25 protein-coding genes are annotated in these 25,250 nt (G+C 66.3%); 11 read left to right on the forward strand and 14 right to left on the reverse strand.

Annotated elements, in window-relative coordinates; translation table 11 throughout:
- Nucleotides 1-39 precede the first annotated feature (39 nt).
- The 4 genes from AC07WC_RS13495 (at nt 40) to AC07WC_RS13510 (ending at nt 3,472) form a co-directional block, all read left to right on the forward strand.
- Complete coding sequence (locus AC07WC_RS13495) at nt 40-1,464, forward strand: replicative DNA helicase (protein ID WP_019185928.1); 1,425 nt, start codon at nt 40-42, stop codon at nt 1,462-1,464.
- A 263-nt stretch (nt 1,465-1,727) separates the two neighbouring features.
- Entirely contained in the window at nt 1,728-1,940 is a 213-nt protein-coding gene (locus tag AC07WC_RS13500) for a hypothetical protein (protein ID WP_128097259.1), read from the forward strand.
- Nucleotides 1,937-2,200, forward strand: coding sequence for a hypothetical protein (locus AC07WC_RS13505; RefSeq protein ID WP_495210448.1), 264 nt, complete (start codon nt 1,937-1,939; stop codon nt 2,198-2,200). Before AC07WC_RS13500 ends, AC07WC_RS13505 begins: the two co-directional genes overlap by 4 nt.
- A gap of 123 nt (nt 2,201-2,323) precedes the next feature.
- Nucleotides 2,324-3,472, forward strand: coding sequence for a YwqG family protein (locus AC07WC_RS13510; protein WP_495210449.1), 1,149 nt, complete (start codon nt 2,324-2,326; stop codon nt 3,470-3,472).
- Here AC07WC_RS13510 and lpdA read toward each other — a convergent pair.
- The 7 genes from lpdA to AC07WC_RS13545 form a co-directional block, all read right to left on the reverse strand.
- On the reverse strand, nt 3,357-4,793 hold the full coding sequence (gene lpdA, locus AC07WC_RS13515; protein WP_495210450.1) for a dihydrolipoyl dehydrogenase: 1,437 nt from the start codon (nt 4,791-4,793) through the stop codon (nt 3,357-3,359). The two genes, AC07WC_RS13510 and lpdA, sit on opposite strands and share 116 nt — an antisense overlap.
- Nucleotides 4,794-4,928: 135 nt before the next feature.
- Complete coding sequence (sucB, locus tag AC07WC_RS13520) at nt 4,929-6,131, reverse strand: dihydrolipoyllysine-residue succinyltransferase (RefSeq protein WP_088434664.1); 1,203 nt, start codon at nt 6,129-6,131, stop codon at nt 4,929-4,931.
- Nucleotides 6,132-6,174: 43 nt separating this feature from the next.
- Nucleotides 6,175-9,006, reverse strand: a complete 2,832-nt coding sequence (locus AC07WC_RS13525) for a 2-oxoglutarate dehydrogenase E1 component (protein ID WP_495210451.1) — start codon at nt 9,004-9,006, stop codon at nt 6,175-6,177.
- 184 nt (nt 9,007-9,190) lie between these two features.
- Nucleotides 9,191-10,099, reverse strand: coding sequence for a GNAT family N-acetyltransferase (locus AC07WC_RS13530; protein ID WP_495210452.1), 909 nt, complete (start codon nt 10,097-10,099; stop codon nt 9,191-9,193).
- Nucleotides 10,100-10,110: 11 nt separating this feature from the next.
- Complete coding sequence (locus tag AC07WC_RS13535; RefSeq protein WP_495210453.1) at nt 10,111-11,514, reverse strand: ribosomal protein uL16 3-hydroxylase; 1,404 nt, start codon at nt 11,512-11,514, stop codon at nt 10,111-10,113.
- Nucleotides 11,515-11,576: 62 nt separating this feature from the next.
- Nucleotides 11,577-12,944, reverse strand: coding sequence for an adenylosuccinate lyase (gene purB, locus AC07WC_RS13540; protein WP_026070207.1), 1,368 nt, complete (start codon nt 12,942-12,944; stop codon nt 11,577-11,579).
- Nucleotides 12,945-12,981: 37 nt separating this feature from the next.
- On the reverse strand, nt 12,982-14,304 hold the full coding sequence (locus AC07WC_RS13545; protein ID WP_495210454.1) for a hemolysin family protein: 1,323 nt from the start codon (nt 14,302-14,304) through the stop codon (nt 12,982-12,984).
- 295 nt (nt 14,305-14,599) lie between these two features.
- Between AC07WC_RS13545 and AC07WC_RS13550 the strand changes: the two genes are divergently transcribed.
- Nucleotides 14,600-16,012, forward strand: coding sequence for a class II fumarate hydratase (locus AC07WC_RS13550; RefSeq protein WP_495210455.1), 1,413 nt, complete (start codon nt 14,600-14,602; stop codon nt 16,010-16,012).
- A 172-nt stretch (nt 16,013-16,184) separates the two neighbouring features.
- On the opposite strand, the gene AC07WC_RS13555 is transcribed toward AC07WC_RS13550, so the two are convergent.
- From AC07WC_RS13555 to AC07WC_RS13585, 7 genes are all read right to left on the reverse strand, one after another.
- A complete protein-coding gene (locus AC07WC_RS13555; RefSeq protein ID WP_088434658.1) occupies nt 16,185-16,610 on the reverse strand; it encodes a hypothetical protein in 426 nt (141 codons plus the stop codon).
- Nucleotides 16,611-16,702: 92 nt separating this feature from the next.
- Nucleotides 16,703-17,311, reverse strand: a complete 609-nt coding sequence (locus tag AC07WC_RS13560) for a DUF2884 family protein (protein WP_495210456.1) — start codon at nt 17,309-17,311, stop codon at nt 16,703-16,705.
- Between the two features lie 28 nt (nt 17,312-17,339).
- On the reverse strand, nt 17,340-18,221 hold the full coding sequence (locus AC07WC_RS13565) for a DUF4097 family beta strand repeat-containing protein (RefSeq protein WP_495210457.1): 882 nt from the start codon (nt 18,219-18,221) through the stop codon (nt 17,340-17,342).
- Nucleotides 18,222-18,248: 27 nt separating this feature from the next.
- Nucleotides 18,249-19,277, reverse strand: coding sequence for a hypothetical protein (locus AC07WC_RS13570; protein WP_293982207.1), 1,029 nt, complete (start codon nt 19,275-19,277; stop codon nt 18,249-18,251).
- Complete coding sequence (locus AC07WC_RS13575; RefSeq protein ID WP_495210458.1) at nt 19,274-20,149, reverse strand: ABC transporter ATP-binding protein; 876 nt, start codon at nt 20,147-20,149, stop codon at nt 19,274-19,276. Before AC07WC_RS13575 ends, AC07WC_RS13570 begins: the two co-directional genes overlap by 4 nt.
- Complete coding sequence (locus AC07WC_RS13580) at nt 20,146-20,508, reverse strand: GntR family transcriptional regulator (RefSeq protein WP_019185943.1); 363 nt, start codon at nt 20,506-20,508, stop codon at nt 20,146-20,148. Before AC07WC_RS13580 ends, AC07WC_RS13575 begins: the two co-directional genes overlap by 4 nt.
- 2 nt (nt 20,509-20,510) lie before the next feature.
- The gene (locus AC07WC_RS13585) at nt 20,511-20,765 is read right to left on the reverse strand and encodes a hypothetical protein (protein WP_495210459.1); all 255 of its coding nucleotides are present in this window, start codon (nt 20,763-20,765) and stop codon (nt 20,511-20,513) included.
- Between the two features lie 108 nt (nt 20,766-20,873).
- On the opposite strand from AC07WC_RS13585, the gene AC07WC_RS13590 reads away from it, so the two are divergent.
- The 6 genes from AC07WC_RS13590 to AC07WC_RS13615 all read left to right on the forward strand — a co-directional run bounded on the left by AC07WC_RS13590 (nt 20,874) and on the right by AC07WC_RS13615 (nt 25,207).
- The gene (locus AC07WC_RS13590; RefSeq protein ID WP_495210460.1) at nt 20,874-21,050 is read left to right on the forward strand and encodes a hypothetical protein; all 177 of its coding nucleotides are present in this window, start codon (nt 20,874-20,876) and stop codon (nt 21,048-21,050) included.
- Between the two features lie 249 nt (nt 21,051-21,299).
- Nucleotides 21,300-21,836, forward strand: a complete 537-nt coding sequence (locus AC07WC_RS13595; RefSeq protein ID WP_495210527.1) for a glutathione peroxidase — start codon at nt 21,300-21,302, stop codon at nt 21,834-21,836.
- An 84-nt stretch (nt 21,837-21,920) separates the two neighbouring features.
- Nucleotides 21,921-22,901: an FKBP-type peptidyl-prolyl cis-trans isomerase gene (locus AC07WC_RS13600; RefSeq protein WP_495210461.1), complete on the forward strand. Its 981-nt coding sequence runs from the start codon at nt 21,921-21,923 to the stop codon at nt 22,899-22,901.
- A gap of 22 nt (nt 22,902-22,923) precedes the next feature.
- A complete protein-coding gene (locus AC07WC_RS13605; protein WP_495210462.1) occupies nt 22,924-24,273 on the forward strand; it encodes a UDP-glucose dehydrogenase family protein in 1,350 nt (449 codons plus the stop codon).
- On the forward strand, nt 24,266-24,505 hold the full coding sequence (locus tag AC07WC_RS13610; RefSeq protein ID WP_019185948.1) for a SlyX family protein: 240 nt from the start codon (nt 24,266-24,268) through the stop codon (nt 24,503-24,505). Before AC07WC_RS13605 ends, AC07WC_RS13610 begins: the two co-directional genes overlap by 8 nt.
- A 9-nt stretch (nt 24,506-24,514) precedes the next feature.
- Complete coding sequence (locus AC07WC_RS13615) at nt 24,515-25,207, forward strand: DUF2058 domain-containing protein (protein ID WP_495210463.1); 693 nt, start codon at nt 24,515-24,517, stop codon at nt 25,205-25,207.
- Nucleotides 25,208-25,250: the final 43 nt, after the last annotated feature.

Genomic DNA, 25,250 nt, shown 5'->3' on the forward strand with positions numbered 1-25,250 from the left:
CCATGTCCCACGCCTCACACTGCAGGAAGTACGCCCCCCATGTCCGCCCGTTCTGGCTTCCGTTCCGACCGCAAAGACCGCGGTGACCGCTTTGATCGCGATGAGATGCGCATCGACGCCCTGCGCGTGCCGCCGCATTCGATCGAGGCCGAGCAGGCGGTGCTGGGCGGGCTGATGCTGGCCCCGGAAAGCTATGACCGGGTCAACGACCAGCTGACCGAAACCGACTTCTACCGCCGCGATCACCAGATGATCTACCGCGCGATCCGCGAGCTGTCCGAGCGCGACCGCCCGTTCGATGCGGTCACCCTGGGCGAGTGGTTCGAATCGCAGGGCAAGATGGAGCTGGTCGGCGATGGCGCCTACCTGATCGAACTGGCCAGCACCACGCCGTCGGCCGCCAACATCGCCGCCTATGCGGAGATCGTGCGCGACAAGGCGGTGCTGCGCCAGCTGATCCAGGTCGGCACCGACATCGTCAACGATGGCTTCCAGCCCGAAGGGCGCGAGAGCAGCGAGCTGCTCTCGGCCGCGGAAAAGTCCGTGTTCGCGATCGCCGAGCAGGGCGCGCGCGGCCGCACCGATTTCGTGGCGATGCCCGGCGCGCTGAAGGATGCCTTCGAAGAGCTGCGCATCCGCTTCGAGAACGGCGGCAACATCACCGGCCTGCCGACCGGCTATGCCGACTTCGATGCGATGACCGCCGGCCTGCAGCCGACCGACCTGATCATCCTGGCCGCGCGTCCGGCCATGGGCAAGACCACCTTCGCGCTGAACATCGCCGAGTACGCCGCGATCAAGTCCAAGAAAGGCGTGGCGGTGTTCTCGATGGAAATGTCGGCCTCGCAGCTGGCGATGCGCCTGATTTCCTCCAACGGCCGCATCAACGCCCAGCGCCTGCGTACCGGCCAGCTGGAAGACGAGGACTGGAGCCGCGTCACCGGCGCGATCCGGATGCTGAAGGAAACCAAGATCTTCATCGACGATACGCCGGGCGTGTCGCCGGAAATCCTGCGCTCCAAGTGCCGCCGCCTCAAGCGCGAGCACGACCTGGGCCTGATCGTGATTGACTACCTGCAGCTGATGAGCGTGCCGGGTAACAGCGAAAACCGCGCGACCGAAATCTCGGAAATCTCGCGTTCGTTGAAGGGCCTGGCCAAGGAACTCAACGTGCCGGTGATCGCGCTGTCCCAGCTCAACCGCTCGCTGGAAACGCGTACCGACAAGCGCCCGGTGATGGCCGATCTTCGTGAATCCGGCGCTATCGAGCAGGATGCGGACATGATCGTCTTCATCTACCGCGACGACTACTACAACAAGGAAAATTCCCCGGACAAGGGCCTGGCCGAGATCATCATCGGCAAGCACCGAGGCGGCCCGACCGGCTCGTGCAAGCTCAAGTTCTTCGGTGAATACACCCGCTTCGACAATCTGTCGCACGACTCGGTGGGTTCGTTCGAATGATCTGGGGCACACGACCGACGGTCGTGTGCTACCGGCGCTTGGCCCCGGGATAGAGCCGACCGTTGGTCGGCTGCTCCTGCAGCCAGCGATCCTGCGGTTCAGCCGGCCAACGCCCGGCCCCACCGCCGCGGCGGTTACTCATCGGCGTATGCCCGGTTTCGTCGGCCGAGGTCGGCATTCGTCGCATCCCGCTTGCCGCGCGGGCGGTGCAACGGCACCGTGAGCCTGCGGGCATTGCCGCCCGGTGCCGGTGGAGACCGACGATGAAGACGCTGTTCGCGCTGGGCGTGTGGTGCCTGCTGTTCGTGCTGTGCTGGCCGCTGGCGATCCTGGCGTTGGTCGCCTGGCCATTCGTGTGGCTGCTGAGCCTGCCGTTCCGCCTGGTCGGCATCACCTTCTCGGCCGTGTTCGCCTTCCTGCGCGCGCTGTTCATGCTGCCGGCACGGCTGCTGGGCGGCGGACCGGTGGCGGCATGAGCCGACTGTGCGCTGGACTGGTCGCGCTGTGGTTGGCGGCGCCTGCGTTCGCCGCCGAACCGCCCAAGGCGTGGGTGGAACGGCAGCATCCTGGTCAGCTGGGTGCCGAGCCTGCGGCTGGCAAAGATGCGCCGAAGCAACACTGCCGGGTGGTGAAGGAATGGAAAGTGGGCGAGGTGGTCGCGCAGCATCGGGTCTGCGAGGACGCGCCGAAGGCGCCGGCTGCGGCGGTGCCGGAGAAGATCCCCACGCGCACGTGATGTCGGTTGGCGTGGCCGGTGGTCGGCTCGTGGGCAGTGCGTGGAGCCGACCAACGGTCGGCTCTACCGGGTTTGTCGGTGCTGCGCCTAGACTGCTGTCTTCTTTCAGACAGGGAGGTGGTCATGACGCTGACCCAACAGGAATTCACCGCGCTCTGCGCATCGCATGGGTTCGGTGCGCATGCCGGCGTGCTGCTGCCGTGGCTGCGGCCCCGCGTGGGGTTCAGCCGCCGGGCGGAGGTGGATGCACCGATCGGCGCCTCACGGATCGGCGGCGGGCCGGATGTGCCCGCCGGCTTTGCATGGCCTACCCACAAGGGCAGGGCGCTGGACTTCCTGCTGCAGATCAACCTGGCCGACGTGCAGGGTCTGCAGTGCGGGCTGGATCTGCCCGCACAGGGCGTGCTGTCGTTCTTCTACGACACCGACACACAACCGCGGGGCTATGACCCGGTCGATCGCAGTGGGCATGGCATCCGCCTGTTCGACGCGGACGGGTTGCAGCGCCTGCCTGCACCGGATGCGGAGGCCGCGTTGGCACCGTCCGCGTTGGCGTTCCATCAGGCCTGGAGCCTGCCGCATCCGTTCTCGTCCAAGGGCGAGGACGTGGCGCAGGCGCTGCGTGACGCCGGACTGGGCTGGGACGACGCGGCCGAGGAGGGTTACTACGCGCTGGTGGAGGATATCGCCGACCTGGGCTCTCCGACGCCGGGCGAGCGGCACGGCCTGGGCGGCTGGTCGCATAACGTGCAGGGCGACATGGCACTGGAAGCGCAGCTGGTCAGCCATGGCCTGTATTGCGGCGACCCGAGCGGATATGTCGATCCCCGCGCCGCTGCGCTGGCGGCCGGTGTGGCCGACTGGACGCTGCTGCTGCAGCTGGATTCGGACGACGAGGCGATGTGGGGCGATTCGGGAATGCTGTACGCTTGGGTCCGCCGGCAGGACCCAAGCGCGGGATCTGTCGCAGACCTGGCTGGGCTTGCAGTGTTGCTGAAAAAAATCCGCGCCGGCACTACCAGAGGGTCGACGCGCCCGCCAGCGACCCGGACCACCAGAGAGGGTCGACGCGCCCGCCGGCTGTGGTTGCCACCGGGCAAGCACGCACAAAAAAACCCCGCCGAAGCGGGGTTTTTCGTTACGCCACCAACAGGGCTCAGTTGGCCTTGTGGATCGCGCGCTTGCTCACGGCCATCGCGGCGTCATGTACTACTTCCGACAGCGACGGGTGGGCGTGGCAGATCCGCGCCAGATCGTCGGCCGAACCACTGAACTCCATGGTCAGCACGCCTTCGTGCACCAGCTCGGAGACGTTCGCGCCGACCAGGTGCATGCCCAGGATGCGGTCGGTCTCGGCATGCGCCAGGACCTTCACGAAGCCCGCCGGCTCGATCATCGCCACGGCGCGGCCGTTGGCGGCGAACGGGAAGCTGCCGGCCTTGTACGGGATGCCTTCGTCCTTGAGCTGCTGCTCGGTCTTGCCGACCCAGGCCAGCTCCGGCTCGGTGTAGATGACCCACGGGATGGTGTCGAAGTTGACGTGGCCCGGCAGGCCCGCGATCAGCTCGGCCACGGCGATGCCTTCCTCGAAGCCCTTGTGCGCCAGCATCGGGCCGCGCACGCAGTCACCCACCGCCCACACGCCAGCGACGCCGGTGTGGCAGTGCGCGTCCACTTCGATCTGGCCGCGCTCGTTGATCTTGACCCCGGTGCCTTCGGCCAGCAGGCCCTTGGTGGCGGCGCGACGGCCAACGGCCACCAGCAGCTTGTCCACGATCAGGCTCTTCTCGCCTTCACCATCGGTGTAGGTCAGGGCGACTTCCTTCTTCTTGCCCTTGCCGGTCACGTCGGCCTTGGAGACCTTGGCGCCCAGGCGGATGTCCAGGCCCTGCTTCTTGAATTCCTTCAAGGCGGTCTTGGCCACTTCGGCATCGGCCGCGGCCAGGAAGTCCGGCAGCGCTTCCAGGATGGTCACTTCCGAACCCAGGCGCTTCCACACGCTGCCCAGTTCCAGGCCGATCACGCCGGCGCCGATCACGGCCAGGCGGGCGGGGACTTCAGTGAAGTCCAGGCCGCCGACGTTGTCGACGATGGTTTCGCCATCGAACTTGGCGAATGGCAGTTCGATCGAATCCGAACCGGCGGCGATGATGACGTTGGTGCCCTTCAGCTCGACTTCCGAACCGTCGTGCTGCTTGACCTTGACGATGTTGCCCGGCTGCAGCTCACCGAAACCGTAGTACGCGGTGACCTTGTTCGCCTTGAACAGCATGGCGATGCCGCCGGTGAACTGCTTGACGATCTTGTCCTTGCGGCCAACCATCGCCTCGACGTCCATCTTGGCGTCCTTGAAGCTGATGCCGTGGTCGCCAAAGATGTGGCCCATGTTCCAGAACTGGCGCGAGGAATCCAGCAGCGCCTTGGACGGAATGCAGCCCACGCGCAGGCAGGTGCCGCCCAGGGCCGGCTTGCCGTCCTTGCCCAGCGCAGCGTCGATGCAGGCGGTCTTCAGACCCAGCTGCGCGGCGCGGATGGCGGCATGGTAGCCGGCCGGACCGGCACCGATGACGACGACGTCGAATTGTTCAGCCATTGATAGTTCCTTGTTGCATTCCCGAGCTTCGCTTGAAGCCGGTGGCGCGCAGGCGCCGGGGGAGAGAGCAGGGCAGTGCGGTGCAGTGCCGTAAAACCAGAACCCCTCCGCGCGGGCGCGGAGGGGCGGGAGGTCTTACAGGCCGAACAGCATGCGGCCCGGGTTTTCCAGCTGGTTCTTGATGTCCACCAGGAACTGGACCGAGTCCTTGCCGTCGATGATGCGGTGATCGTAGGACAGCGCCAGGTACATCATCGGCGCGATCACGACCTGGCCGTTCTGGGCGATCGGACGCTCCTTGATGGCATGCATGCCCAGGATGGCGCTCTGCGGCGGGTTGATGATCGGGGTCGAGAGCAGCGAGCCGAAGGTGCCGCCGTTGGTCACGGTGAAGGTGCCGCCCTGCAGTTCTTCCAGGCTCAGCTTGCCGTCGCGGGCCTTCTTGGCGTAGTCGGCGATGGTCTTTTCGATGTCCGCGAAGGACATGCGCTCGACGTTGCGCAGCACCGGGGTCACCAGGCCCTTCTCGGTCGACACGGCGATCGAGATGTCTGAGTAGCCGTGATAGATGATGTCGTCACCATCGATCGAGGCATTGACCAGCGGGAAGCGCTGCAGCGCGTTGGCGGCGGCCTTCACGAAGAAGCTCATGAAGCCCAGCTTGATGCCGTGCGCCTTGACGAACTCGTCCTGCAGATCCTTGCGCGCGGCCGAGACCTTGGACAGGTCGACCTCGTTGAAGGTGGTCAGCATCGCGGTGCCGTTCTTGGACTGCATCAGGCGCTCGGCGATGCGCTTGCGGATGCGGGTCATCGGCACGCGTTCTTCCGGACGTGCGCCACCGGACTTGCCGGCGCCGCCGTTGCGGGCGAAGTTGACGATGTCTTCCTTGGTCACCGCGCCGCGGCGGCCGGTGCCGTCCACGTCGGCCGGGTTCACGCCTTCGGTGATGGCGGTGAAACGGGCGCCCGGGGGCAGCGAATCGGCAGCGGACTTGGCGGCCGGGGCCGGCGCGGCAGCGGCCGCCGGTGCAGCCGCCTTGGCCGGTGCGGCCTCGGCCTTCTTCTCTTCAGCAGCCGGTGCCGGAGCATCGGCCACGGCGCCTTCTTCGATGATGGCCACGATCTGGCTGGAGGTCACGGTGGCGCCCACCTCGAACTTGATCTCCTTCAGCACGCCATCGACCGGCGACGGCACTTCCAGGACGACCTTGTCGGTTTCCAGATCAAGCAGGTTTTCATCGCGCTTGACGGCATCGCCGACCTTCTTGTGCCAGGTGGCGATGGTGCCGTCGGCGACGGATTCGGGGAGTACCGGGGCTTTGACTTCGGTGGCCATGCGGGAGCTTCCTGGTTTGTCTTTTCTAGAATGAGGGGGAGAGTTATTCAGCGACCGAGTCGTTGAACGGGTTGACCAGGGCATCGGCGATCAGCTTCTGCTGTTCGATGATGTGGTCCGCCATGTGTCCAGCGGCCGGCGATGCCGAACGGGCGCGACCTGCGTAATGGATGCTCTGGCCATCGGCCAGGCAGGCCTGCAGGTGGTGGCGGATCTGGTACCAGGCACCCTGGTTCTGCGGTTCTTCCTGACACCACACCACATCGGCCGCCTTGCCGTACTTCTTCAGCTCAGCTGCCAGCGCCACGCGCGGGAACGGATACAGCTGCTCGACGCGGATGATGGCGACATCGTCCTGGCCACGCTTGGTCTGGTCTTCCAGCAGGTCGTAATAGACCTTGCCCGAGCACAGCACCACGCGCTTGACCTTCTTGGCGTCTGCGTTGGCGTCGCCGATCAGGTGCTGGAACTCGCCGTTGGCCAGTTCGTCCAGGGTCGACACGGCCAGCTTGTGGCGCAGCAGCGACTTCGGCGACATCACGATCAGCGGCTTGCGGGTGGTCATGCGCATCTGGCGACGCAGCATGTGGTACGCCTGCGCCGGGGTCGACGGCACGCACACCAGCATGTTCTCCAGCGCGCACAGCTGCAGGAAACGCTCCAGGCGTGCGGAGCTGTGCTCCGGGCCCTGGCCTTCGTAACCGTGCGGCAGCAGCAGGGTCAGGCCGGTGATGCGGCCCCACTTGGCTTCGCCGGCAGCGATGAACTGATCGATCACGACCTGGGCGCCGTTGGCGAAGTCGCCGAACTGGCCTTCCCAGATGCACAGGGTGTTCGGATCGGTGGTGGAGAAGCCGTACTCATAGGCCATCACCGCTTCTTCGCTGAGCAGCGAATCGATGATGGTGGCCTGTTCCGGCGACTCGACCAGCTGACGCAGCGGCAGGTAGTAGTTGTCGGTCTTCTGGTCGTGCAGGATCGCGTGGCGGTGCGTGAAGGTACCGCGGCCGACGTCCTGGCCGACCAGGCGCAGGTTGTTGCCTTCGTCGAGGATGGTGGCGTAGGCCAGGTTCTCGGCGAAGCCCCAGTCGCCCGGGATCTCGCCGGCGGCCATCTTGCGGCGGTCGTCATAGACCTTGGCGACGCGCGAGTGCAGTTCCACGCCTTCCGGCACGGTGTTGATCATCTGCGCCAGCTGCTTGACCTTCTCCATGCCCACGGCGGTGGAGACGGCATCGGACAGCTTGCCGTTGAGCAGCCTGGGCCAGTCGACGTACATCTTGCTGGTCGCCGGGGTCTTCTCGACCTGGGCCAGCTCGGTGGTGACTTCGCCGGCATCGAGCTTGTTGCGGTAGGCATCAACCAGCGCCTTGCCGCCACCGGCTTCGATCACGCCGGCCGCTTCCAGCGTCGCGGCGTACAGCTCGCGGGTCGTCTGGTGCTTGCGGATGACCTGGTACATCAGCGGCTGGGTGATCGCCGGTTCATCGGCTTCGTTGTGGCCCCAGCGGCGGTAGCACATCAGGTCGATGACCACGTCCTTGCTGAACTTCTGGCGGAACTCGAAGGCCAGCTTGGCGGCGAACACGACCGCTTCCGGATCGTCGCCGTTCACGTGCAGCACGGGCGCGGCGATCATCTTGGCCACGTCGGTGCAGTACAGCGTGGAGCGCGAATCTTCCGGGTTGGAGGTGGTGAAACCGACCTGGTTGTTGACCACGATGTGCACCGTGCCACCGACGGCGAAGCCGCGGGCCTGGGACATCTGGAACAGTTCCATCACCACGCCCTGGCCGGCGAAGGCCGCGTCACCGTGGATCAGGATCGGCATCACCTGCTTGCGTGCGGTGTCGCCCCGGCGTTCCTGGCGCGAACGGACGCTGCCGGCCACGACCGGGTCGGCGATTTCCAGGTGCGACGGGTTGAACGCCAGCGCCAGGTGGACGGCACCACCGGCGGTGGCGACGTCGGCCGAGAAGCCCATGTGGTACTTCACGTCGCCGGCGGAGGCGTGGTCGTCATGCTCGAACTTGCCTTCGAACTCGTCGAACAGCTTGCGCGGGCTCTTGCCGAGGGTATTGACCAGCACGTTCAGGCGGCCGCGGTGGGCCATGCCGATCACTACGTCCTTGACGCCATCCTTGCCGGCGTCACGGATGATGGTGTCCATCATCGGGATCAGCGAATCGCCGCCTTCCAGCGAGAAACGCTTCTGGCCCACGTACTTGGTGTGCAGGTAGCGCTCCAGACCCTCGGCAGCCGTCAGGCGCTCCAGGGTGCGGCGCTGGGTATCGGCGTCCAGGTTGTAGTTGCCACCGGCCATTTCCAGGCGCTGGTACAGCCACTGGCGCTGCTCGACCTCGGAGATGTGCATGAATTCCGCACCGATCGAGCCGGTGTAGGTCTTCTTCAGGCGCTCCAGCAGGTCACGCAGTTTCATGCGCGGCTGGCCGGCCACACCGCCGGTGCTGAACTCACTGCCCAGGTCGCTTTCCGACAGGCTGTGGAACGGCAGGCCCAGATCCGGCGGATTGGTCGGCGCGGTCAGGCTCAGCGGGTCCAGGCGGGCACCGAGGTGGCCGCGCGAACGATAGGCGGTGATCAGGCGACCGACATTGCGCTCGCGCTCGTCACCGGCGCCATCGGCGGTGCCGCTCTTGATGGCGTTCCTGGCGGCGTCGGCAATGTGGGCGATGACGGCCGAATGCGGAATATCACCGGCTTCGCGGCCCTGGAAGCCGTCGAAGTAGGTCTTCCATTTGGGATCGACACTGTCCGGAGAAACGAGGTACTGCTCGTACAGATCCTCGATATAGGAGGCGTTGCCGCCGGCGAGCTGCGAAGATTGCGCAAACTGCTTCAGTTGATTGTCCACGATGGAGAGTCGGATTCGCTTGTGGGGTAAGGCTTCGATGATCCGGCAGGGAAAAGTGAATAGCCTGCGCGGGCGGTATCTAACGCCCCAAATTGTACCCCCAACGCGACAGGAAGGGGCACCGTACGGTCCGGTGCGGGAACCGCGGTGTCATTCCCAGACAGGTTCGGGACGGCGGGGTGGGCTACAGGCCGAGCGCGCGCAGTTCGCTGCAATCACGCGAACGTTCCCATACGCGCTGCAAACCTTCCTGCAACGGTCGTGAACGTGCCGGTTGGGACAACCCGGCCTCGCCATCGAAGCGGTGGCCGCTCAGACGAAAGTAGTAGTCCCCCGCATCATTGAGCAGGCAGGCCGATGCCGTCGCGCGGTCGATCGGATCGCTCACTTCGCGCAGGCGGAAGTCGCTGGGCAAGCGCTGGATCAGGCCCAGCAGCGGGGAACCCGACCGGCCGATGGCGGCACTGTCATGGACGATCAGCACGGCCTGTTTGTCGTGACGGGCGGTGGCGAAGCGGCGCAGCGCCTCCAGCACCGGCGCGGCATCGAGCAGGCCGGGGTCGAGCTGGCGGCTGTGGATCCAGAGCTGGCGGCGGGCGCGGTGGATCAGCGCCGTGGTGATCGCCACGGCCTCTTCGGCGCGCTCGATCGCGACCGCACTGGACAGGGCCAGCCGCATGTGCTGGTGGGCGATGCCGGCCTCTTCGAAGATCTCGCCTTCCGGCAGAAAGCCCTGCCGGGTATAGAACACACGGGCTGGCAGCTGGGCGTGCAGGCCGACCTCGCGCCAGCCGCGCGCGCGGGCCTGGTCGAGCAGCGCCAGCAGCAGGGCGTCGCCGACGCCTTTGCCACGCCAGGCGGCCAGCACGGCCATGCGGCCGATCCGGCCGTCCGGGGTGAGCCGACCGGCCCCGATCGGGGTGCCGGCGGCGTCACGGGCCAGGACATGCACGCTCAGGGGATCGAGCGGGTCGATCTCCAGTTCGGCAGGGACCTGCTGTTCGTCGACGAACACGGTGAACCGGACCCGGTGCAGCGCAGTGTGCTGCGCCGGGTAGTCGACCACATCAACGTGGAAGCCGGGGCCGGTCATGGCGGGGGCGATCAGCCGCGCTGGGGCTCGTCCTTGCCGTCGGTCTCGTCGCTGTCGTCGAAATCGACGATCACTTCGATACCGTCGTCATGGATGGTCACTTCGTGCACGTCGGCCTCGACGGCCTCGTCATCGACCACGTCGACCGCCTCGGTGCCGTCGACGATGTCGTACTCGGCAACGTAGTCGTCTTCGTCCTCCAGGCCGGTGTCTTCCACCAGCTGGTAGAAGCCGCCGGCGACCAGCGCCTGTACGGCATCACGGCCCTTGGCCGAGAGCTTCTGGTACAGCGCTGCGCCGATCTGCTCGGCGCCGGCCAGCACCTGCGCATCCTTGACCGGCAGGGCGAAGTCCAGGCCGCTGCAGTACAGGCTGGCGCCACGCTTGGCACGGCGCCAGGCCAGGCGGGCCCAGGGATGGCGATGCAGTTCCACGCCGGCACCGAGGGCAGCTTCGATCTCTTCGCGCGGCAGCGGTTCGCCGTGCGCCATCACGTCCCCGGCGGCGCGGTAGGTGGTGATGAAGCGGCCGAACCAGTCACCGAGCTTGTCCGGATCGTTCATGCGGATGGCATTGAGCGCTTCGACCACGCGGTTCATCGAGACCACGTCGATCTCGTTCGGGTCCTGCGGCACCTTCAGGTCCGGATCCTGGTAGCGGATGGACTCGTCGGCGCCCTCGATCAGGGTATCGAGGTAATCGCTGATCAGCTCGGCCGAGGCCGGGGCGCGCATGCCGAAGGAGAACGTCAGGCAGGGGTCTTCGGCGACGCCGTTGTGCGGTACGTTCGGCGGCAGGTACAGCATGTCGCCCGGGGCCAGCACCCAGTCGTGGGTCGGCTTGAAGCGGCGCAGCAGCTTGAGCTCGACGTCGTCGCGGAAATCCAGCGGCGGGCGCTTGCCCTTGATCGATTCGCTGGCGTCGATCTGCCAGCGGCGGTGGCCGTGGGCCTGCAGCAGGAAGACGTCGTACTGGTCCACATGGGCGCCGACCGAGCCGCCGGTGGCGGCGAAGCTGATCATCACGTCGTCCATGCGCCAGCGCGGCAGGAAATCGAAGTGGCGGATCAGGGCGCGTACGTCGGCGTCCCACTTGTCCACGTCCTGGGCCAGCAGGGTCCAGTCGTGGTCGGGCATGCCGGGGAACTCTTCTTCCTGGAACGGGCCGGTGCGCACGCTCCAGCCGTCGGTGGCGCGGTCGTGGGTGATCAGGCGCGAGAGCGCGCCTTCTTCACACGCCAGGCCGGCGAGGTCTTCGGGCTGCACCGGGGTGTCAAAATCCGGGAAGGCGGCGCGGATGAGCAGCGGGCGCTTCTGCCAGTAGTCGCGCAGGAAGGTGGCGGCGGGCATGCCCAGCGGCAGGCCGGGACGGGCCTGGATCTCGATGACGGGGGTTTTGATCTTGCGTGCGGCCATGGGGGAGGTCCTTGCAGCGTGTAGACGGGAATTCGGGGCGCGGTGGTGCCGCGCCCATGCCTTCAGATCGCCTTGGCCAGGTCCGCTGCCAGGCCGATGTAGCCGCCCGGGGTCAGGGCGCGCAGGCTCTGCTTGGCGTCGGCCGGCAGGTCCAGGGATTCAACGAAGGCCTGCATCGATTCGGTGGTGATGCCCTGGCCGCGGGTGAGCGCCTTGAGCTGTTCGTAGGGGTTGGGCAGGCCGTGGCGGCGCATGACGGTCTGCACGGCTTCGGCCAGTACTTCCCACGCGGCGTCCAGGTCGGCGTCCAGGCGTTCCGGATTGACGGTCAGCTTGCCCAGGCCCTTGGCCAGCGAGTCCAGGGCGACCTGGGTATGGCCGAAGGCGGTGCCGACCGCGCGCAGCACGGTGGAGTCGGTCAGGTCGCGCTGCCAGCGGCTGATCGGCAGCTTGGCGCTGAAATGCTCGAACAGGGCGTTGGCGATGCCGAAGTTGCCTTCGGCGTTTTCGAAATCGATCGGGTTGACCTTGTGCGGCATGGTCGAGGAACCGACTTCGCCTTCCTTGAGCTTCTGCTTGAAGTAGCCCAGCGAGATGTAGCCCCAGACGTCGCGGGCCAGGTCGATCAGGATGATGTTGGCGCGGCGCGCGGCATCGCCGATTTCGGCGACGTTGTCGTGCGGTTCGATCTGGGTGGTGTACGGGTTGAACACCAGGCCGAGGCTTTCCACGAAGCGCTGGGCGAAGGCCGGCCAGTCCACGTCCGGGTAGGCGATCACATGGGCGTTGTAGTTGCCCACCGCGCCGTTGATCTTGCCGGTCAGTTCCACCGCGGCGATCTGGCGGCGCTGGCGCTCCAGGCGGGCCACGACGTTGGCCACTTCCTTGCCCAGGGTGGTCGGCGAGGCGGTCTGGCCATGGGTGCGCGAGAGCATCGGCTGGGCGGCCTGGGCGTGGGCGAGAGCGCGCAGCACGCCGGCGATGTTGTCCAGCGAGGGCAGCAGCACCTCGCGGCGGGCCTGCTCGAGCATGAGCCCGTAGCTGAGGTTGTTGATGTCTTCGCTGGTGCAGGCGAAATGCACGAACTCCAGCGCGGGGCCCAGTTCCGCATCGGCGGTGAGCTGCTCCTTGATGAAGTACTCCACGGCCTTGACGTCGTGGTTGGTGGTGCGCTCGATCTCCTTCACCCGTGCGGCATGGGCCGGGGCGAAATCGTCGGCCAGCGCGCGCAGGCGCGCGGTGGCGGCGGCCGAGAACGGCGCCAGTTCGACGATGCCCGGCTCATTGGCCAGTGCCAGCAGCCATTCCACTTCCACCTTCACGCGGGCCTTGATCAGGCCGTATTCGGAGAAGATCGGGCGCAGGGCGTCGACCTTGCCGGCGTAGCGGCCATCGAGCGGGGACAGGGCGAGCAGGGCGAATTCGGACATGGCAGGGCGCAGATCGGTGGCAGCGGGGGCCGTCATTCTACGCTGCCCCGGCGTCCTCGGCCTGTGCCATGCGCACCGTCACCGCCTGGATCCGGTGCCCGGCCATGCGCTTGATGGTGAACTGGTGCCCGTTGATCTCCAGCTGCTCGCCTTCCTCCGGCAGCCGCTGCAGCTGGTGCACGATCAGCCCGCCGACCGAATTGAGGTGGTCCGGCGCGCTCAGGTCATGCCCCAGCAGCCGCTCCAGCCGGAAGATCGAGGTCGAGCCGGCCACCAGCAGGGTGCCGTCGGCGCCACGGGTGGGGGCGTCCTTGACGATATGCGGATGTTCGTCCTCGATATCGCCGACCACCACTTCCAGCAGGTCTTCCAGGGTGAAATAGCCCAGGATGCGGCCGTGCTCCTCCACGCACAGCGCCAGGTGGGTGGTGCCGGTGCGGAAGCGCTCCAGCACCAGCGGCACCGGGGTTTCCAGCGCGATCAGGTTGGCCGAGCGCAGCAGCGGGCGCAGGTCATCGGTCGGGTTGCCGCGGGCGATCTCGACCAGCAGGTCCTTCATGTGCAGGATGCCGAGCACTTCCTCGCCATCGCGGTCGAACCACGGGTAGCGGCTGTAGCGGCTCTCGGCGAACTCGGCCATCACATCGGCCAGGCGCATGCCCTCGCGGAACGAGCGCATGTGGTCGCGCGAGCGCATCAGGTCGCCGGCGACCAGCTCGGGCAGCTCCAGCGCGTGGCTCATCAGGGTGAGGCCCTGGTCCGGCGCACTGCCGGCCGGTTGCTGGCGACCCACGATCAGCTTGAGTTCCTCGCGCGAGTAGCGGTGCGAGGTGTGTTCCACATCGCCCCAGCCGGCCAGGCGCAGCAGCGCGTTGGCGCTGTTGTTGAGCAGCCAGATCGCCGGGTACATCGCCCAGTAGAACAGGTACAGCGGCGCGGCCGTCCACAGCGACATCGCCTCGGGGCGACGGATCGCCATCGATTTCGGGGCCAGCTCGCCCAGCACGATGTGCAGGAACGAAATCAGGCTGAAGGCGATGATGAACGACGTCAGGCGCGAGGCATCCGGGGTCAGCCCCAAGGTGTCGAACAACGGCTGCAGCAGGTGTGCGAAGGCCGGCTCGCCGACCCAGCCCAGGCCCAGCGAGGACAACGTGATGCCCAGCTGGCAGGCTGAGAGGTACGCATCCAGGTGCGAGTGCACGTTGAGCAGCAGGCGGCCTCGCCAGCCGTGGTTTTCGGCCAAGCCGACGGCCTGGGTGTGGCGCAGCTTGACCAGCGCGAACTCGGCGGCCACGAAGAAGCCGTTGAGCACCACCAGCAGCAGGGCCAGCAGCAGAAGCAGGAGGTTGCCGATCATCCGCGGCCCCGCAGCGCTGCTGCCAGAGGCGGAACGGCACCCGCGGTCGCCGGGGTGGCGAGGGCGGTCATCGGTGCGTGCGCGCTCGCACGCCCGATACTACTGTCGGGATCGTCACCCATGGGGGCGGCAGTCTGTCTGAATGTAAACGAATCCCGAGTCTAGCCGATCCACTGCGTGGTTGGGTTTCTGCGGGGCTTGGGAGTATCGTGACCAGAGCCGCCAGCCAGGGAATCAGGCCCGTTGCCAGCCGCAGGTTCCCTTTCATCCACGAAAGATGTGCGGAGTTGAAGCAATGAGCAAGGGTTTCAGGATTGAACACGACAGCATGGGCGAGTTGCAGGTGCCCGCCGATGCGTTGTGGGGCGCGCAGACCCAGCGCGCCGTCGATAATTTCCCGGTGTCGGGCCAGCGCATGCCGCGCGGATTCATCCGCGCGCTCGGCCTGGTCAAGGGTGCCGCCGCGAACGTCAATGTCGAGCTGGGCCATCTGCCGCGCACCATCGGCAAGGCCATCGAAGCGGCGGCTGCCGAAGTCGCCGACGGGCGCCATGACGCGCACTTCCCGATCGATGTGTACCAGACCGGTTCGGGCACCTCCTCGAACATGAATGCCAACGAGGTCATCGCCACGCTGGCCAACCGTGCCGGCAAGGCGGGCAAGACCGCGGTGCATCCCAATGATCACGTCAACCAGGGGCAGAGCTCCAACGACGTGATCCCGACCGCGCTGCGCGTTTCGGCGCTGCTGGGCGTGCATGAGCAGCTGCTGCCTTCGCTGGTGCACCTGCGCAAGACCATCGACAAGCGTGGCCGCGCGCTGCGCAAGGTGGTCAAGACCGGCCGCACCCATCTGATGGATGCGATGCCGCTGACCTTCGAACAGGAATTCGGTGCGTGGTCGGCGCAGTTGTCCTCTGCCCAGGAGCGCATCGAAGACAGCCTCAAGCGCCTGCGTCGGCTGCCGCTGGGCGGCACCGCGATCGGCACCGGCATCAATGCCGACCCGCGTTTCGGCGCGCAGGTGGCCAAGCAGCTCAAGCAGCAGACCGGCATCAAGTTCGACAGTGCCGAGAACAAGTTCGAAGGGCTGGCCGCGCAGGACGATGCGGTTGAACTGTCCGGCCAGCTCAACGCGTTGGCGGTGGCACTGATCAAGATCGCCAACGACCTGCGCTGGATGAATGCCGGTCCGCTGGCCGGCCTGGGCGAGATCGAACTGCCGGCGCTGCAGCCGGGCAGCTCGATCATGCCGGGCAAGGTCAACCCGGTGATTCCCGAAGCCACCGTGATGGTGTGCGCGCAGGTGATCGGCCACCACACCGCGATCACCGTGGCCGGCCAGACCGGCAACTTCCAGTTGAACGTGACGCTGCCGTTGATCGCCGCGAACCTGCTGGATGGCATCAATCTGCTGGCCAGCATCACCCGCCTGCTCGCCGATACCGCGATCGCCGGGTTGAAGGTGCGCGAGGATCGCGTCCGCGAGGCACTGGATCGCAACCCGATCCTGGTGACCGCGTTGAACCCGATCATCGGCTATGAGAAGGCCGCTGCGATCGCCAAGCGTGCCTACAAGGAACAGCGCCCGGTGCTGGAGGTGGCCAAGGAAGACAGTGGTCTGTCCGAAGCAGAACTGCGCAAGCTGCTCGATCCGGCCGCGCTGACCGCCGGTGGCATCCACGCCGGAGGTGGTGGGGGCGGTTGACCGCTCGCACCACCTGAAACGGAAAACGGGCCGAACGGCCCGTTTTTTTGTGGTGAGCCCCGTAGCGGCCGGCGGGCCCCAGGGCAACATCAAGGAGCAGGCCGTCGCCGCCCGGCGGGCGGGGGACATCTGCCCTGGGGCCTGCCGGTTACTGCCGGGGGGGCGCACAACCTCAGTGGCGATCGGCCTGCAGATTGCCGAAGGTCTCGGTGTAATCCTTGAATTCCGGAATTTTCGTGATCAGGTCCGGCGGGATCGGCTGCATGCCGTCCGGCACCTGGATCTTCACCGAACGCTTGGCCGGGTCCGGTGGGGCGTCGGTCAAGGTGTTCTGGCGCAGCACCTGCAGCTGGCCGAACATGCCCTGCAGCATCGCCTGCTGCTCGTCATTGAGCGGGATCTCGATCTCATCGATCTTCATGTGCCCGTTGGGCAGGATGATGATGTTGGGTGCGGGTGCGCGGCGCACGGTGACCATGCCGTCGCTGACGGTGATCTTCGGCTTGCTGCGCTCGGCGCGGTGATTGCGGTACTCCTGATCGCAACCGGTGGCGACCAGGCAGAACAGGGCGAACAGCAACAGACTCAGCTTCTTCATGAGCAGGCAACGCATGCGGCGGGAACCCGGATTGTAGTCCTCCGACGCCGGGAAGGGCCTGCCTGCGACGCATCGTCGCAGGCAGGGCCGGTTTACTTGCCGCAATCGTCGATGTCGCTCTGGTCCATGGTCGCGTAGGGCTGGAAGGCCGGCAGCGCGGCCGCCAGCGCCTGCTGTCTGGCCATCATGCCGGGCAGCAGGCTGCACAGCTTCTGGGCCTGGCCTTCGATCTTCCTGGCCTCCTCGTTCACCCGTGCTTCGATGCCCTGGGTGTCGCCGGAGAACATGCCCTTGATCGCCTCACCGGCCGCCTTCACACCCAGATTGGCACCGGCCACGCCGATCTCCATGCCGGCACTGGCCAGCGATTCGACCTGCTTGCGGTAGTCCTGCAACAGGGCACGCTGGTGGGCGTCCACGGGCACCGCTTTGCCATCGATGAGCAGGTCGCCCTGGGGGCTGATCTCGGCCTTCGGCGATTTGCCGTTGGAGATGGAGATGTTGCCCTGGGCGATTTCCCTGCGCGCCTTGTCGGTGGCTTCCTGCACGGTCTTGCCGATGCTGTCGGTATCCAGCGCGCTGGTGGCCGGGGCGGCGGCGCTCTGGTCGGCGGGGGCTTTGCCTTTGCCACTGTCGGGAGCGGTACAGGCGGCGATGGGTAGGCACAACAGCAGGGCAGGCAGCAGCAGTCGAGTCGTCATGATGCGTATCCGTTGTGAGATGAAGGGCTTACTTGCCGCGCGGCAGTTCAACCCGGCCGCGTACATTGCTGTGGCGGATATCGCCGCTGCCGCTGTTGGCCACGCGCAGGTCGCCACCGACATCACGGGCGGTGACGTCGCCTGAGCCGTGGCGGTCCACCGTGACGCTGCCGCCGATATCGCGCACCTCGGTATCGCCGGAGCCCACGGTGCCGACCCGCACGTTGCCCTTGGCCTGGCGCACATCGGTGTCACCGGAGCCGACCACGCCGATCTCGACGTTGCCACCTACCGTGTCCAGCTCGAAGTCGCCCGAGCCGATCGTGCCGACCCTGGCATCGCCGCGGACGTTGCGGGCCTTGAAGTCGCCCGAGCCGACCGACAGCACGTTCAGCGCCCCGGCGCCGTCGAGCGTGACATCGCCCGAGCCGACCGCTGCGGTCACCAGCCCTTTGATGTTCACCAGCTTGATATCACCGGAGCCGACATCCGCGCTGAGCGAATGGGCGCCGGTGACGCTGGCGTCGCCGGAGCCGACCTTCATCTGGACCAGGATCGTGTCCGGCACCGTGCCGCGCAGGTCCAGGTAGGCATAGCTGCCGCCGCTCAGGGTGAGGCTGCGGCCTTCGCGTTGCAGGCGCACGACGAGCTTGTCGCCGATCTTCTGCTGGGTCACGGTCAGCTGGCGCAGCCAGTCCGCGTTGGAGGCGCAGGCACGACCGCCGAGCTGGGCGGCACCCGGCCCTGCCTGCAGCACCAGGTCGTGCTGGTTTACTTCGAACACCACGGCCTTGGCACCGGCCAGGTCGAGCTTGAGGTCGCGCGGTTCGTTGAACTTGCACTGCGGTTCATTGGCGAGCGCGGTCAGCGGCAGCAGCAACAGGGAAGCAACGGCGAGCTTGCGGATCATGGGTGGCTCCTCGAAGAAGGGCAGGGATCAGATTTCGCCGGCGCGGCGGCGCAGGCGGATGGCCAGGAACAGGAACACCACGCCGACGGCGGCACCAATCCACAGTTCCGGCATGGCGAAGGCGGCCAGTTGGTGGCTCGGGCCCAGTTCGTTGACCAGGTTGTCCATGTTGCCGTTGCCGCTGAACATCGACTCGCCGCGGTAGAACTGGTCGGTGGCCGGGACCGCACTGAGCAGCAGGCGGCCGACGATGTGCTTCCAGAACCAGCCACCGGTCAGGTCGAACAGGGTCATCACCTTGGTGGTGCTGACGATGATGCCGGCAAACAGCGGCAGCATCACCGCCCACAGGAACGGCTTGGTCTTGGCCCAGGCCGAGCACAGCAGCAGCCAGCCGACGGTCGGCAACGCCCAGAGCAGATAGACCGGGATCCAGGACAGGTGGCCGGCGATGATGGTGAGCGGGCTGGCCGGCCCCCAGATCAGCATCATCGGATCACCGCCATGGGCGATCACCACGATCGAGATCATCACCAGGAAGCCGAGCATGGTCAGGGCCGAGGCGATCACCGCGATGAGCGGGGCGATCAGCAATGCGCTCAGCGCCTTGGACAGGACGGTGGACGTATCCGACAGCGGCAGCGACTTCCAGAACAGGATGCTGCGGTCGCGACGGTCGTCGTACAGGGCGCCCAGGCAGTAGAAGAACACCACGAAGGCGAGCACGATCAGCGGCCAGCCCGAGCTCAGGATCAGGGTCAGGTCCAGGCCGTTGGCGAGGTCGTGCAGATCCTTGGCATCGAGCTTGCTGGTCAGCAGGCTCAGGTCCAGGCCGTTGATGTTGACGCTTTCGTTGTCGATGTGGATGCCGCCGCTCTTGACCGCACGGTGCATGGCCACCAGGCCGAACACGATGCCGAGCAGGCTCATCACCAGCGAGATGCCACCGGCGATCACCGGCGCATACAGGAAGCCGCCGCGGTTTTCCCAGTACTCACGCTTGAGCAGCCACTTGAACGCGCTGGCCTTGCTGATGGGATGGTTGACGGTGTTCATGCGTAGGTTCCCTTCATGATGGCCACGAACAGATCCGCCAGCCCCGGGCTGCGGATTTCGCCCAAGGGCGTGAGCTGGGCGCGTGGCACCCCGTCGAACAGGAGCACGGTCTTGCCGAAGGGCAGCGCGCGGTCGTCGATCGGCTTGAGCGCGCGTGCGGCGGCCACGGTGTCGGCCGAGACCAGCAGCTCGGTGTAGCGCTCGCCGATGTCCTCCATGTCGGTGGTCAGCACGATACGGCCATCGCGGATGAACATCACATCGGTGAGGATGTGCTCGATCTCTTCCACCTGGTGGGTGGTGACGATGATCGTCTTCTGCTCGTCGAAATAGTCTTCCAGCAGGCGCTGGTAGAACTCCTTGCGGTACAGGATGTCCAGGCCCAGGGTCGGCTCGTCCAGTACCAGCACCTTGGCATCGATGGCCATCACCAGCGCCAGGTGCAGTTGCACGATCATGCCCTTGGACAGTTCGCGCACGCGCTGCTTGGGATGCAGTTTGGTCGAGGCCAGGAAGCGCTCGCAGCGGGCCCGGTCGAAGCGCGGGTGGGTGCCGGCGACGAAATCGATCGCCTCGCGCACCTTCATCCAGCGCGGCAGCACCGCCACGTCGGCGATGAAGCACACATCGTTCATCAGCGCGTTGCGCTGCGTGGTGGGGTCCAGCCCGAGCACGCGCAGTTCCCCTTCCACCGAGGTCAGGCCGAGCAGCGCCTTGAGCAGGGTGGTCTTGCCGGCGCCGTTCGGGCCGATCAGGCCGGTGATGCGGCCGGGGGCGATGGTGAAGCTGGTGTTGTCCAGCGCCACGGTCTGTTTATAGGCCTTGCGCAGGCCTCGAGCGGAAATGACGACATCACTTGCAACGGCATTCATGAGGATTTCCCCTGGGGCAGCAATTCGTCGAGGTTCAGGCCCAGGCGCTGGATGCGCTCCAGCACCAGCGGCCATTCTTCATTGAGGAACCGGTCGCGCTCGCTGCTGCGCAGCTGCGTGGCCGCTTCTTCGGTCATGAACATGCCCAGGCCGCGGCGCTTCTCGACCAGGCCTTCATCAGCCAGTTCCTGGTAGGCGCGCGAAACGGTGATGGGGTTGAGCTGGTACTCGGCGGCCACCTGCCGGACCGAAGGCAGCGCATCGCCCGGCTTGATGATGCCGTCAAGCATCATGGCAATCACGCGCTCCTTCAGCTGGCGGTAGATCGGAGCACCATCGCTCCATTGAATATCGCTCATGGTCAGCTCCGTGGGTTCAGCGACTGCGCGAATGAGAAGTAAGGCATGGACAGGGAGCTGTGCAGCCGGCGGGGGGGCGTGGGGGCGCCGTCGGCGGTCCCTGCCTCGATGACGCCTGCATCCTGCGGGCCTTCAAACACATTGGCGCTGGCAGGGCTGCCAGCGTCACCGGAGGGGATGCCGAACCAGCCAAGCAGGAGCAACGCCGAGGCGGCGGTGACGGCTTTGGCGGTGTGGTGGTGGCGCATGCGGTTCATGGGCTTCCCCTGTCTAGGTGACTGGTGTTGTATGCAACTATAACACCGGCACGCCGAAGATCAACTGGGTGATTGCCCCAACTGATGGCAGGGGGTGTATGACAGTAGATGAAATTCCTCAACTCATTGAATGATAAGGGTTATGTGGGAATGCCTGAGGCTGATATCTGCCAGCAGGCATTCATTGATGTCAATGGTATGGCAATCAGGGGGCGCATTCAGACCGTGGCGTGCCGATGCCAGGCCGCCGCCGGACACCGCCAGAAGCGGCACAGCAGCCGCTGAATGCGCCGGACCTGCGCCGCGCCCGTGGCGCCTCCACCGCCTCGGTGGTCTGCGCGCAACACCGATGGACCCGCGGCGTCCGACGGCAAAAACGCCGGTGATATAGTGCCGCCGCAGCCTTGGCCGCCCCCGCCAGGCGGTTCTTCCCCTTGTTGTTCCCCACTTTGGAGTGTCGCGATGCACCACGTGTCTTTGATGTCGCCCGTCCGTCGCGACCGCGTTCCGCGCCGGGCGCAGGGGTCTGCGCTGATGCTGGCGGTCGGTCTGCTGGCCGGCGTGTCGGCCCAGGCGGCCGATCTGCTGGATGTGAGCTACCGCCCGCTGGCCGGCAAGGGCGAGGTCAATCTGGCCAGGCAGTACGGCGGCAAGGTGCTGCTGGTGGTCAACACCGCCAGCAAGTGCGGCTTCACCCCGCAGTACGAAGGCCTGGAAGCCCTGCAGCGCAAGTACGCCGCGCGGGGGTTCTCGGTGCTGGGTTTCCCGTCCAATGACTTCAAGGGCCAGGAGCCGGGTGACGAGGCCCAGATCCAGGAATTCTGCACGCTGACCTACGGCGTGAAGTTCCCGATGTTCCAGAAGGTCGTCGTCACCGGGCCGGATGCGACGCCGCTGTATCGGAGTCTGGCCACCGCCACGGGCGTGTTGCCCGGCTGGAATTTCCACAAGTACCTGATCAGCCGCGACGGCCGGGTAGTGGCACAGTTCCCGAGCAAGGTCACGCCGGACGACCCGAAGCTGGTCGCGGCCATCGAACGTGAACTGTCTGTCACGGTAAACAAGCACTGACGATATCGACATCTCGGACGCGCGTGCGACAATGGTTGCTTTCGCGCCGACGTCGGCGTCCAGTCACTTCCAGGAATGCAGCGAATGAAGATGGGAATGCGCGGCGCCGCGGCGTCGGTTCTGATTCTGGCGATGGGTGCCACCGGTACCGCGATGTCGCAACAACCAGCCGCCCGCGCGGCTGTCAAGGAGACTTCCACTTTGAACACCCAACGCGAAAAGCTGGGCTACGCCATCGGTATCGATGTCGCCAATTCGTTCGGCCCGATTTCCAGCGAGATCGACCTGGCCGCCCTGCGCCGCGGTGTGACCAATGCCTTTGAAGGTAAGCAGCCGCTGATCAGCCAGGAAGAGGCGCAGAAGACCGACGCCGCCCTGCGCCAGGCCGTGATGGCCAAGAGCGGCCAGCCGGTTCCGGGCGTTGCGCCGGGCACCGCGCCGCCGAAGGTGGACCGCGAGAAGGTCGGCCTGATGCTGGGCAGCTTCGCCGTGGGCCCGTCGCTGGCGCCGCTGAAGGACGATCTGGACCTGGATGCGCTGTTCGACGCGGTCAGCACCACGTTCAACAACGGCACCCCGAAGATGACCGCCGAGCAGGCCAAGGCCACGCTGGAAGGCTTCATGAAGGGCAAGCAGGCCGAGATGGACGCCAAGTCCGCGGCCCAGGCCGGTACCAACCGCGTGGAAGGCAACAACTTCCTGGCCAAGAACAAGACTGCGCCGGGCGTGGTGACCACCGCCTCGGGCCTGCAGTACCAGGTGCTGCGTCCGGGTTCGGGCGAACGCCCGATGCCGACCAGCAAGGTCCGCGTGAACTACGAAGGCAAGCTGCTCGACGGCACCGTGTTCGACAGCAGCTACCAGCGTGGCCAGCCGATCGAGTTCGGCCTGGACCAGGTGATCAAGGGCTGGTCCGAAGGTGTCTCGCTGATGCCGACCGGTTCCAAGTACCGCTTCTGGATCCCGGGCGAGCTGGCCTATGGCGAGCAGGGCACCCCGGGTGGCCCGATCGGCCCGAACGCCACGCTGACGTTCGACGTCGAGCTGCTGAACGTCCTGCCGTAACGGATCTGGAGCCCCACCGCCCATGCGCGTTGCGATTTTCGGTACCGGCTACGTCGGTCTTGTCACGGGTACCTGCCTGGCCGAGGTTGGCCACCAGGTGATCTGTGTCGATATCGACCAGGCCAAGGTCGACGGCCTCAACGGCGGGATCATCCCGATCTTCGAGCCCGGCCTGGAACCGATGGTCAAGGCCAACCACGCTGCGTCGCGGTTGACCTTCACCTCCGACGCCGCCGCTGCCATCGCGCATGGCCAGGTGATCTTCATCGCCGTGGGCACGCCACCGGACGAGGACGGCAGTGCCGACCTGCAGTACGTGCTGGCCGTGGCCCGCACCATCGGCCGGCACATCACCGCGCCGGTGGTGGTGGTGAACAAATCGACCGTGCCGGTAGGCACGGCCGACAAAGTCCGCGAGGCCATCGCCCAGGCGCTGGCCGAGCGCGGCGTGGAGATCGCGTTCGACGTGGTCTCCAACCCTGAATTCCTCAAGGAAGGTGACGCGGTCGCCGACTGCATGCGGCCGGACCGCATCGTGGTGGGCGCGTCCAACGCTGAATCGATCGCGCTGATGCGTCGCCTGTATGCGCCGTTCAACCGCAACCACGACCGCGTGGTGGAGATGGACGTGCGCTCGGCGGAGCTGACCAAGTACGCGGCCAATGCGATGCTGGCGACCAAGATTTCGTTCATGAATGAAATCGCCAACATCGCCGAAAAGGTCGGTGCCGACATCGAGCAGGTCCGTCAGGGCATCGGCTCGGATCCGCGCATCGGCTGGCACTTCATCTATCCCGGTGCCGGCTACGGCGGCTCGTGCTTCCCCAAGGATGTGCAGGCCCTGGCCCGCACCGCGCAGCAGCATGGCCATGAGCCCAAGCTGTTGAATGCGGTGGAAGCCGTCAACGAGCATCAGAAGGGCCATCTGTACGCCCTGATCCAGCGCCACTACGACCGTGGCGAGGACGAAGGCGTGCGCGGCAAGACGTTCGCGGTGTGGGGCCTGGCGTTCAAGCCGAATACCGATGACATGCGCGAGGCTTCCAGTCGCCGCCTGCTGGCGCAGCTGTGGGAAGCAGGTGCGCAGGTGCGTGCCTACGATCCGGAAGCCACCGAAGAAGCGCGCCGGATCTTTGGCGAGCGCGCTGACCTGGTGTTCTGCGACAACGCCTACGATGCCCTCGAGGGCGCCGACGCGCTGGTCGTGGTGACCGAATGGAAGCAGTTCCGCAGCCCGGATCTGCTCCGCCTGCGCGAGATGCTCAACGATGCGGTCGTGTTTGACGGCCGCAATCTGTACGACCCGCAGGATATCGAAGCCGCGGGCCTGGCTTACTACGGCATTGGCCGAGGACGTTCGTTGAATGCATGAGTCCACACCCTCCGAGCGCGAACAGGCATTGGAAGCACGCCTGATCGAGCTGGAAATGCGCGTGTCCTTCCAGGAACAGGCGCTGGCCGAACTGAGCGAGGCCCTGGCCGATGCACGCATGGAAGGCAACCGCAATGCCGACCTGACCCGCATCCTGCTTGAAGACCTTGGCAAGGTCCGCACCGCGCTGTACTCCGACTCGGCCGAAGAGCCGCCGCCTCCGCATTACTGATCTGACGTCATGAGCGATACTCTCCGCGACCAGCTGCTGGGCCTTGGCTTCAAAGCCGCGCCCAAACCCGAACGAACCAACGAGCGCAAGCCGGATCGTCGACCCGATGCGCGCCGCGATGGCCGCCCGGCCGGCAAGCCGCAGGGCGCGCGCCCGCCCGGCAAGCCCGGCGAAGGCCAACGCCCCGCGCGTGACGGCGACCGACGCCCGCCGGGCAAGGGCCGTCCCGCCGGCGCCCGCCCGCCACAGGGCGCGCCCGGCAAGCCGCGCTCGCGCGAGGACATCGACCTCGCCAAGGCCTACGCGATCCGTGCGCAGAAGGAAAAAGACGATCGCATCGAGGCCGAGCGCCTGAAGCAGGAAGAAGCACGCCTGCGTCGCGAAGCCAAGGCCAAGCTGGAGGTGCTGCTGGAAGGCAAGTCCCTCAACGCCGAAGCGGCCGACATCGCGCGCCACTTCCCGTATGGCGGCAAGATCAAGCGCATCTACGTGACGGCCGACCAGCTCAAGGCACTCAATGCCGGCGAGCTCGGCGTGCTGCAGCAGAACGGGCGCTACGTGCTGGTGACTGCAGCGGTGCTGGCCGAAGCCGAAGCAGTGTTCGCACCGTCGGTGGCGTTGAAGGTCGACCCGGATGCGCCGGCTGGCGACGATCCGTATGCCGATCCGCAGTACCAGGTGCCCGACGACCTGGTCTGGTAAGCCGACGCCATCATTGTTGAATGCACTGGGCGCCGTCAGGCGC

The organism is Stenotrophomonas sp. GW821-FHT01H02A (assembly GCF_059422145.1).